Source organism: uncultured Eudoraea sp. (assembly GCF_947258525.1).
Lineage (GTDB): Bacteria > Bacteroidota > Bacteroidia > Flavobacteriales > Flavobacteriaceae > Eudoraea.
This window is the reverse complement of the sequence record NZ_CAMYIP010000107.1, coordinates 1-9,480: the sequence shown is the minus strand read 5'-3', so window position 1 is coordinate 9,480 and position 9,480 is coordinate 1. Positions and strand designations below refer to the sequence as shown.

The window sequence follows — 9,480 nt, the reverse complement described above, 5'->3', positions numbered from 1 at the left end:
TCCATAGATCGAAATATTAAAATTAGTTTCTATGATTTTGAGGATAAGATAAAACTCTACTTAAAAGGTGCATTGGCAGAGCAGCTATTTACATCGAACCTCAATGCCAAGATCAAAGGGAGTTCAGACAGAATGCTTCAAAAAGTACTGGAATTGGATAGCCCAACAATTCAACAAAAAGAAAAAGAACAGACTTAATTTAGTTACTATTCGTCTTCTATTTTTTTCTGAATTTTTTTGGAAGTCATATATATTAAGAGCAGTAAAATAGCGCACAGAGAGGCCACAATCCCTATCAAAGCAACAACACTATTTCCTTTAAAAGGCTCGTCAAAATCAATAAGCGTAACATTGTAAGTTATAAGTACGAGTGCCAGGATAATAAGTACTATAAATAATGTTCTATTCATATTAGTTGTATCTGGTTTATTTACCCCTTTGTTTCACCGCAATTAATGCTAAAAAAGTTGGTTAATATTTGAAGTAAATAACTTAACTGCTATAGCTAATAATATAACTCCAAACACTTTCCGGATTATGTTAATCCCGTTCTTTCCAAGTATCCTTTCAATTGCTTTTGACGATTTTAAAACGATATAGACAAAAATAACATTAATTATAATAGCCACAATTATGTTCTCTACGTGAAATTCTGCCCTTAAAGAAAGGAGAGCAGTCATTGTACCTGCACCGGCAATAAGAGGGAATGCAATTGGAACAATAGAAGCACTCTCTGGCTCATCGTCTTTATATAGTGCAATCCCCAGAATCATTTCAATTGCTAAAAAGAACAGGACAAAGGCACCCGCCACCGCAAATGAATTTACATCTATCCCTATTAGCTTTAAAATTTCCTCACCAATAAAAAGAAAAGCTACCATAATAGCTGCCGCCACAATAGTGGCCTTACCAGATTGTATATGGCCCACTTTATTTCGTAAACTAATAATAATTGGGATGCTACCAACTATGTCTATGACTGCAAAAAGGATCATACTTGCCGAAGCTATTTCTCTTAAACTAAAATTCATCAGTCTTTCAATTTTTAAAGGCTCGCAAATTTACGTTATACCAGAGGTAGTTGGATCACAGAAAGACAAATATTTTATAATTGTAAAATTCAATAATTATCTTTACCACCTTAATTCTGTAAGATGTTTCAAATTGGCAAAGCCATTATCTCTGATGATATTTTGGAAAAGGATTTTGTATGCAATTTATCTGCATGCAAAGGCACCTGCTGTATAGACGGGGAGGCAGGAGCTCCATTAGAGGATAAGGAGACCGAAATTCTAGTGGATATCTATGCTGATGTTAAGCCTTACCTCAGGCCTGAAGGAGTTTTGGCTATAGAAGAGCAAGGTGCCTTTGTAAAGGGTGCAGATGGTGAATGGGAAACACCTTTGATTAATAAGGAAGAATGCGCATATGTCGTATATTCGGATAAGGGGATAGCGAAATGTGGCCTTGAAGAAGCTTTTAATAATGGAGCTACAAAATGGAAAAAACCGGTTTCCTGTCATTTATATCCTATACGAATAAACGAGTATGAAGAACTAACAGCGGTGAATTATCATAAATGGCAAATTTGTGATCCCGCATGTTCTCTGGGAGAAGAATTACAAATTCCTATTTACAAGTTTGTAAAAGAGGCACTTATTCGAAAATTTGGAAAGGAATGGTATAAAAAATTGGAAAATATTGCCTTAGATAATTCTAAATAGTAGGAATATTTAATATTATCCTTGTACCGGAAGCTTCACCCTGCTTATCAAAAAGGTCTTGAATTTCTATCTCAAATGTATTTTGGTAATCTTTAGAAAAATTAGCCAAACGCTCCTTGGTGATACCAATCCCTATAGATTTTCTTTTTAAAACCTTACTTTCTTTGAGTTTTTCCGCAGCTTCTCTTCCAACTCCATTATCAGTTATAGATATATTTATGTACCCCTCTTTTTCCCTGCTTATTTGCAATATGATAGACTTTTCACCTTCTTTTGAAGAGAGGCCATGCCATAGTGCATTTTCCAAAAAAGGCTGAAGAATAAGGGAAGGAATTTTAATTATATGGGGATCAATACCTTCATCTACAATTACTTTAAAATCAATTTCATTAGAAAAGCGGATGTTTTCAATGGTCATATACAATTCAATCGTTTCCAATTCTTCAGCCAATGGAATTTCCCTGACAGAAGAAGATTCAAGTATTTTACGTACTAATTTCGAAAACTTATTCAGGTAATGAACAGCATTCTTTTTTTCATTGTTTATGATATAGAGTTTTATAGAATTTAGTGAATTAAATAAAAAATGGGGATTCATCTGGCTTCGCAGCATACTCTGTTCAAGGGTGAGCAGTTTCTTATCACTTTTGAGCTGGGTTTGCCTGTATAAAATATAAAGCATTAACGTAAAAAGGGCTACCAATAATGCGCCAATCAATAAGGTATTTTGATTTCTGCGCAGCTTTAAATTCATTATTTCATTCTCCTTTGCAAGCACTTGTATCTGATTGTTCTTTTTTTCTGTCTCAGAAAGATTAATTAAATCAGCTACATAGCGCCTATTGCGATCATTTGAAATTTTTTCCTCCACATCTACTGCTTCCAAAAAGAATTCTTTAGACTTTTTGAAATCGTCCTGGCTTTCCCATAAATCCGCTAAAAAGGAGTATGCCTCTTCCATTTCACTTAGCAGATTATATTTTTTGGCTATTTCCAGGCCTTTATTTAGATTTATCTCTGCCTCTTTAAAGTTCTTATCTTGGAGTTGTGCCCAGCCTATATTTAAATATATCTCAGAAATAATCTTCATATCGCCCAGATCTTTGGCCAATTCAAGGATAGATTCTAAAATATCAAGAGCTTCACTGATATTGTTTTGATGAACATATACATGAGCTATCCCCATATTAGATATAACATGGATCCTTTTAGACCCTATTTTTTCATTAATGGCCAACGATTGTTCATAATTTTCAAGTGCTTCTTCCAGCTTACTCTCGGCCTCAAGACATTCGCCAATATCCTTATAATTCATGGCGAGACCTGTAAGGTTTCCCAGTTCGGTCTCAAGCGTTATGGATTTCCTGAAATTGGCAACAGCAAGATCATATTGACCTAGAGTTCTATAGATATGGCCAATACTGTTCACGGAAAAATTTAAGTTCCTTTTTATATCCTTATTAGGTTGTTCCAGAGCCTCAGAAAGATCTATTGCTTTTTGCGCGCAATCCAGCGCTGAGGGTATTGCCTCTGTTCGCCTATAGGCAGAACTCAACATTGTTAAACTGTAAATTTGAAATTCTGTATTGTTATTTTCCACAGCCGCCTCTAAAGCCATTTGATGTAGTCTGATTGCCTTGTCGTAGAGGGAATAATCTCTATAAGCAATGCCCAATTTGTTCAATGCATAAGAGGCACCCGCATAGTAGTTTTCCCTAACTGAAGCATTTGCAAAATAACGCATCAAACTGGTATCTTGCTGAATAGGCTTTAGTACAAGCTCCAGGTCATTATAAGACTGAGAAGCCTTTGATATGAGGTTTTCGGTTGTTTCCTTGAAATTTTTGCCTCTTATCTGAGCATTGGTTTCATGCAAGAAGAAGGTGATACTAATACAAAAGAGCAAGGAATAATTAATGAAAGCTGAAGAGACATAGGGGATTTTAAAACGCATTAACATAGGTAATTCTCCAATTGATTATAACAAATCTAAAAAATCACTCTTTTTTTGACGAGACACCGGTATTTTATGATTGGATTGAAGTACAACATATCCGTCTGTTTTGAGAAACTCCTTAATTTTTGTAAGATTAATTATATACGAGTTGTGTATCCTGAAAAAGGAATCATTTGGCAGTAACTCATTTACCTCTTTTAGTTTTTTAGTAAGTACTATCTTGTTGCCATCTGAAAGGTAGATAGTACTATAATTACCATCAGATTCAGCATACAAGATTTCCTTGCTTTCCAGGAATACCAGTTTCCCATCGGTATTGAAGGTAATTTTTTTATGCTTTTCATTCGCATTAAAATTCAGTAGAATTTTTTCAAGTCTGTCTGCAGTATAAGATCTGGCATTAAACTTTTTAATTTTTACAATGGTATCTTTTAAGTCGTCGGTATCTATTGGTTTTAGCAAATAATCAATAGCCTCATTCTTTAGTGCTTTTATCGCATATTGGTTGTAGGCTGTGGTTATCACAACTGGAAAATCCTTATTACTTAATTTTTGAATGAATTGAAATCCGTCCATGGTAGGCATTTCAATATCTAAAAATAAGCAATCAGGTGTATTGTTACTAAGATAACTCAACGCTTCATAGGGATCGGTAAAAGAAGCAACTACATTTATTTCATCACTGAAATTTGTCAATTCCCATGAAAGGCTCTGAAGCGCTTTTTTCTCATCATCTACGATAACAGCTTGTAACATCATCTTATTATATTCTCGTAAGTTACAAAATTAGGGGTATTGATATTCAGACTTTATGAATTTTGTATAGATAGATTAGATAGCTGTATGAGTAGCCCTAAATAGCTTAAACTTTACATTTTGAACAAAATATTCGCTAAATATGGGCTTCATTTTTAGAAGGAAAAACATGTGAAAATAAGCATAAGATGTTACTATCAAAAAAAGGGAATATTTCATTTCAAATCAGAAATAATCAGTGCAATGTATACATAATACCATACCAATTATACAAATAGACTGTGTAGATCATTTACTAGTACATATTTTGGCTCTAAAGAAATATTTGCAATATTAATATCATTGAACGCTTGTAAATTTCAGTAGAACCAATGAAAAAGTGTGTTATATTTTTTACCCTTTTAATCATAGCATTATTGTTTGCAGTTTTTACAGATAATAAGGATCGAATGGAACTGTTAGATGAGGTAGTGCTTACAGAAAATAACATTGATAATCTTTTGGCTGAAGAGCAAGGCCAAATATCAGAATTATGTACGGAGTAAAAACATGTAATATTCAACCATGCCACATCTTTTAATTAAATCCCCCGAGGTTAGTTTATTCCTCATTTTGCCGCTAATTTTAACTTCCAGTACATCAATGGAAGAAAAACCCATTGAGATGTTTTTATCAAATGAGTTTTATGCGCTTAATGCCGAAGGGACTATGAAGAAAGATTTTGAAAACCTTAAAAAACGCAATAGTAATATAAGTGGTCAATTAAGTGCATTGAGAAAGTAATGTCTTTGCTATGATTGTTGATTTTATGGATATAAATTTGCTTAGCGAAATTAAGTTCTTTGAAGATTAAATACAGTTTTAGCTAGTATTAGTTAAAAGTAAAACTGTCAAACGTTAATGTACGACTCTTAGGGGGTATATCTTTTTAGAAATACCGCTGCTTTAATGCAGACCCATAGGTGCAATTGCTAATTGGATAACCATACCAATCATGTTGGTCATGCAATTTGCTCGATTTTTAGGTTTCGGGGGAACTACCTAGATCAGCAGAACCAAGAAGTAATTAATATTCTCAACATCTATTGAGTCGTACGGTTTGGCAGTATCATTTTTCTAACTTATTTTGTAGAAATGAGGAAAGATTTTAGCAAGCCTTATGATACGCCTTAAAAACGATATTTTTTTTGAGAATTTATTGCTATATGTGATCTTCTGCGTGCTTTATACAAGCACAATATTTTCCCAATCTCAAGTAACTTTCAGACAATTATCCGTAAAAGACGGAATGTCCCAGAATAGTGCAGTAAGTATTGCTCAGGACAGTACAGGATATCTTTGGATAGCTACTCAGGATGGTCTTAATAAATATGATGGAAGAGAGTTCAATATTTACCCTTTTAAATTTCTGGATATCACTAAAACCAAATACAGTAATTTGGGTAAAATATATCAAGATGAAATAGGAGGCCTTTGGACGATACCGATAGACAAAAAGCTTTATAAACTAAATCCCCAAGAAAATACATTTGAAATTTTCCCCGGCATAGAGGATGCTAGTGTAATATTTCAGGATAAAGACCTTGTTTATTGGATTGGCACATATTCCAATGGGCTATATCAGTTTAATCCCGAAATAGGTAGTCCGAAAAAAGTGCTTTCAGGTAAAGAAATCAACGGACCCATATATAACATTTCTGAAGCTCAAAAGGGTAACATTATTTTGGCCACCAATGGATTTCTCATAGAATTCAATAAAAAATCACAGAGTTTTTCATTTTTAAGTTTCAAGAATTACCATGGCGATAAAATAGATGAAAATTTTAGTGACATGCTCGTTGATAGTCAAGGAAAGCTATGGATTTCCACTTTCGGGGACGGTCTTTATTTTAGGGATGCATCGGAAAAAATACTACAACGGATGTCAAATTCCAGTTTTACTGATCCACTTCCCGCCAACCTTAATATATTGGATATCCATCTGGATAAAAAGGGGAGATTATGGCTTGCCACATATGGCCGAGGATTATATATGTTAGATTTTGAGAAAAATTTAATTTCACATTTCAATGCAGATAAAAATAACCCAAGGGCCATTCATTACAATGATATTTTGTGTATTTACGAGGATAATTCCGGTACGCTTTGGTTTGGAACAGATGGTGGAGGCATAAGTTATTTTGATGAATTCCTGGAAAAGTTCAACTCTTTTACCAACAACCAAACTCCTGAGGGAATCAATATCGATGTTATACGTTCGATCACTACGGACAATAAAGGTGCTGTCTGGATAGGGACTTCAGGCAAGGGCCTTACACAATATGAACCTGAAAACAATAGTTGGCAAACGTTTACAGCCGGTACAGCGGGTAAAAATGGCATTACTTCAAATAGAATAATGAGTTTATTGGTTGATGGGGATGGCGATCTTTGGATAGGAACCCAGGAAGATGGTCTTATCCTTAGAAATACAAAAGGGGATTTTCATCAATTTAATTCAACCTCAAAAATAGCACTCTCTGCCAATACAATATGGAACATTTTTAAAGATAGTAAAAACAATATTTGGCTGGGCACAAGGGAAAATGGCCTTATTCAATTTGACAAAAACCAGGGGGAAATCAACAAGTTTATTTTCGACCCTAATGACAGTAACTCACCCCCCAGCAACAATATTCGCGTAATCACTGGAGATACAAGAGGCAATTTATGGATCGGTACGGAGGCAAATGGGGTTGCACAGTATAACCCAACATCAAATACTTTTAAACGCTTTTATCAGGACAGCATTAGTAATGCTTACATAAACAATAGCATTAAAGCTTTATATTTTTGGCCTAACGACATCCTATGGATCGGGACCAATGGAGGAGGATTGAACGCATTGGATACTGCCGAGGAAACATTTTATCGGTACACAACGGATGACGGATTGGCCAACAACGTCATTTATGCCATTTTACCAGATGCCCAAGGGAGTCTTTGGTTAAGTAGTAATAGAGGAATAACCAAATTTACACCCAATGAAAATTTGGCTTCAACACCTACTGTAATCAATTACAGCAATTATGATGGCTTGGCCACTGAGTTCAATACCGGGGCATATCACATAGATAATAAAGGCACATTATTTTTTGGTGGATTGGATGGCTTTTATTGGTTTCGCCCTGAAGACATTAGGGAAAATCAGATATTACCTAAAACATCGATTACTGGTTTTGAGGTCTTGGGAGAATCAACCCCCTTGCTTTCCGGAACAAGATTGAAGCATAACCAAAATACCCTTTCATTCAGTTTTACCAGTTTACAATATTCATTGCCGGAAAAAAATGAATACAAATATAAATTGGTCAACCATGATGAAGATTGGGTATATTCAGGGAATATCAACACTGTGCGTTTTGCACAATTACCCCCTAACGATTATATTTTTCAAGTAAAATCAAGCAACTATGATGGGGTTTGGAACGAGCAACCCACCTCTTTTTCCTTTACGATCGCTCAACCTTGGTATTGGACTGTTTGGGCTAAAATGATATACATACTTTTAGCTTTAGGCTTGGTCTATGGGGTTATTCTCTATTTCAGATGGCGATGGAAAATGCAACTGAACCTGCGTCTAAAAGAAGACGAGACGAAAAAATTACAGGAACTCAATACTCTTAAATCAAAATTATACACGGATATTTCACACGAATTCCGAACCCCTTTGACTTTGATTTCGGGGCCGATAGAATCAAAATTGAGCGAAGGGGGATTGTCAAATTCCGATCTTACCAATTTTTCAATGATAAGGCGGAATACCAGTAGGATGCTTTCTTTGGTAGATCAATTGTTGGATTTGGCGAAGGTAGATGATGGCCAACTCAAATTAAAATTGAGACAAGGCAATTTAGGTTTGTTCCTCAGAAATATTTCAGCATCATTTGAATATCAGGCGGAATTAAGGAAAATACGTTATGCCACTGAAGTAGGACCTATGGATGGGCTTTGGTATGACGAGGACGTTATTGAAAAAATAACGATGAACCTACTATCGAATGCAATGAAGTATTGTCCTGAAAATGGCCATTGTTACTTTAGGGCCCAAAAGATGGGTCAAAAGGCATCCATTGTGGTCGGAAATTCGGTACATGATCTTGTCGATTTACCTCTGGAGAATTTGTTTTCCAGGTTTTATCAGCAAGATGAATTTTCGTCTGGCGCCGGGGTGGGCCTATCCCTGGTTAAAGAATTGGTGCAATTATATGGAGGTGAAATCGATGTTGAACAAGTTGACGGGAACGATATTGTCTTTAAGGTAAGTCTTCCTGTTAAAAAGGATTTTTTTATAAGTAAGAATATCCCGGTCTTGGAGAACCAGAATACAGAATTAGGTTCTCCCGCTATTGAAAATGGGAAGCCGGTAAGCAATGATAATGCTCTTTTACAAAATGCTGAACACCCTATTATCCTAATTGTTGAGGATAATGCAGATGTAAGGCAATTTATTGCTACTGAATTGGGTAAAAAAAATCAGATCCATACCGCAGAAAACGGCTTGCTGGGGATAGAAAAAGCTTTGGAACTGGTACCTGACGTCATTATTTCCGATGTGCGGATGCCTTTATGTGATGGGATTGAACTTTGCAACACCCTAAAAAATGATGAGCGAACCAGTCATATTCCAATAATTCTGTTAACCGCTCATATTGGGCAAGAAAATGAATTGGAAGGACTTAAGTCCGGTGCCGACGATTTTATAACCAAACCCTTTAAACTGCGTATACTGCAGACCAGGGTAGAAAACCTTATTGCAAGCAGAAGGGTGCTGCGAAGCCACTACAGCCAGGAAGTGGTGTTAAGGGCCAAGGATATTGCCATCACTCCTACCGATGAACTGTTCTTGAACAAGGTGCAACAGGTCTTGGATGACCAGTTGGCCAATCCCACCTTCAATGCCAAGAAATTCGCTACCCTGGTTGGTATGAGCCGCATGCAGCTGCATCGAAAGCTGCAGACCTACACGGGTTTGAGCACTACGGAATTCATTCGCTCGCAACG

Annotated in this window: 8 protein-coding genes and 1 pseudogene; 5 read left to right on the top strand and 4 right to left on the bottom strand. The window is 35.8% G+C overall.

What is annotated here, in order from left to right:
• Positions 1-198, top strand: a pseudogene (locus Q0X89_RS07885) (peptidase S41); the annotation flags it as partial.
• Between the two features lie 8 nt (positions 199-206).
• On the opposite strand, the gene Q0X89_RS07880 reads toward Q0X89_RS07885, so the two are convergent.
• Together Q0X89_RS07880 and Q0X89_RS07875 are read right to left on the bottom strand one after the other, a co-directional pair.
• On the bottom strand, positions 207-410 hold the full coding sequence (locus Q0X89_RS07880) for a hypothetical protein (RefSeq protein WP_297692864.1): 204 nt from the start codon (positions 408-410) through the stop codon (positions 207-209).
• 48 nt (positions 411-458) lie between these two features.
• Positions 459-1,031 (bottom strand): MarC family protein, encoded by a 573-nt coding sequence (locus tag Q0X89_RS07875; protein ID WP_297692862.1) that lies wholly within the window; start codon positions 1,029-1,031, stop codon positions 459-461.
• Positions 1,032-1,154: 123 nt separating this feature from the next.
• On the opposite strand from Q0X89_RS07875, the gene Q0X89_RS07870 reads away from it, so the two are divergent.
• Entirely contained in the window at positions 1,155-1,724 is a 570-nt protein-coding gene (locus Q0X89_RS07870; RefSeq protein WP_297692860.1) for a DUF3109 family protein, read from the top strand.
• Here Q0X89_RS07870 and Q0X89_RS07865 read toward each other — a convergent pair.
• Both Q0X89_RS07865 and Q0X89_RS07860 read right to left on the bottom strand, forming a co-directional pair.
• Entirely contained in the window at positions 1,717-3,678 is a 1,962-nt protein-coding gene (locus Q0X89_RS07865) for a tetratricopeptide repeat protein (protein ID WP_297692858.1), read from the bottom strand. The two genes, Q0X89_RS07870 and Q0X89_RS07865, sit on opposite strands and share 8 nt — an antisense overlap.
• A 24-nt stretch (positions 3,679-3,702) precedes the next feature.
• Positions 3,703-4,437, bottom strand: coding sequence for a LytTR family DNA-binding domain-containing protein (locus Q0X89_RS07860; RefSeq protein WP_297692865.1), 735 nt, complete (start codon positions 4,435-4,437; stop codon positions 3,703-3,705).
• Between the two features lie 371 nt (positions 4,438-4,808).
• Between Q0X89_RS07860 and Q0X89_RS07855 the strand changes: the two genes are divergently transcribed.
• The 3 genes from Q0X89_RS07855 to Q0X89_RS07845 all read left to right on the top strand — a co-directional run.
• On the top strand, positions 4,809-4,982 hold the full coding sequence (locus Q0X89_RS07855) for a hypothetical protein (RefSeq protein WP_297692857.1): 174 nt from the start codon (positions 4,809-4,811) through the stop codon (positions 4,980-4,982).
• Positions 4,983-5,001: 19 nt separating this feature from the next.
• Positions 5,002-5,220 carry a hypothetical protein gene (locus Q0X89_RS07850; RefSeq protein WP_297692855.1) on the top strand — a complete coding sequence of 73 codons (219 nt, stop codon included), beginning with the start codon at positions 5,002-5,004 and terminating at the stop codon, positions 5,218-5,220.
• Positions 5,221-5,725: 505 nt separating this feature from the next.
• Positions 5,726-9,480 (top strand): two-component regulator propeller domain-containing protein (locus tag Q0X89_RS07845; RefSeq protein ID WP_297692853.1); only part of this gene is annotated, 3,755 nt, incomplete at its 3' end.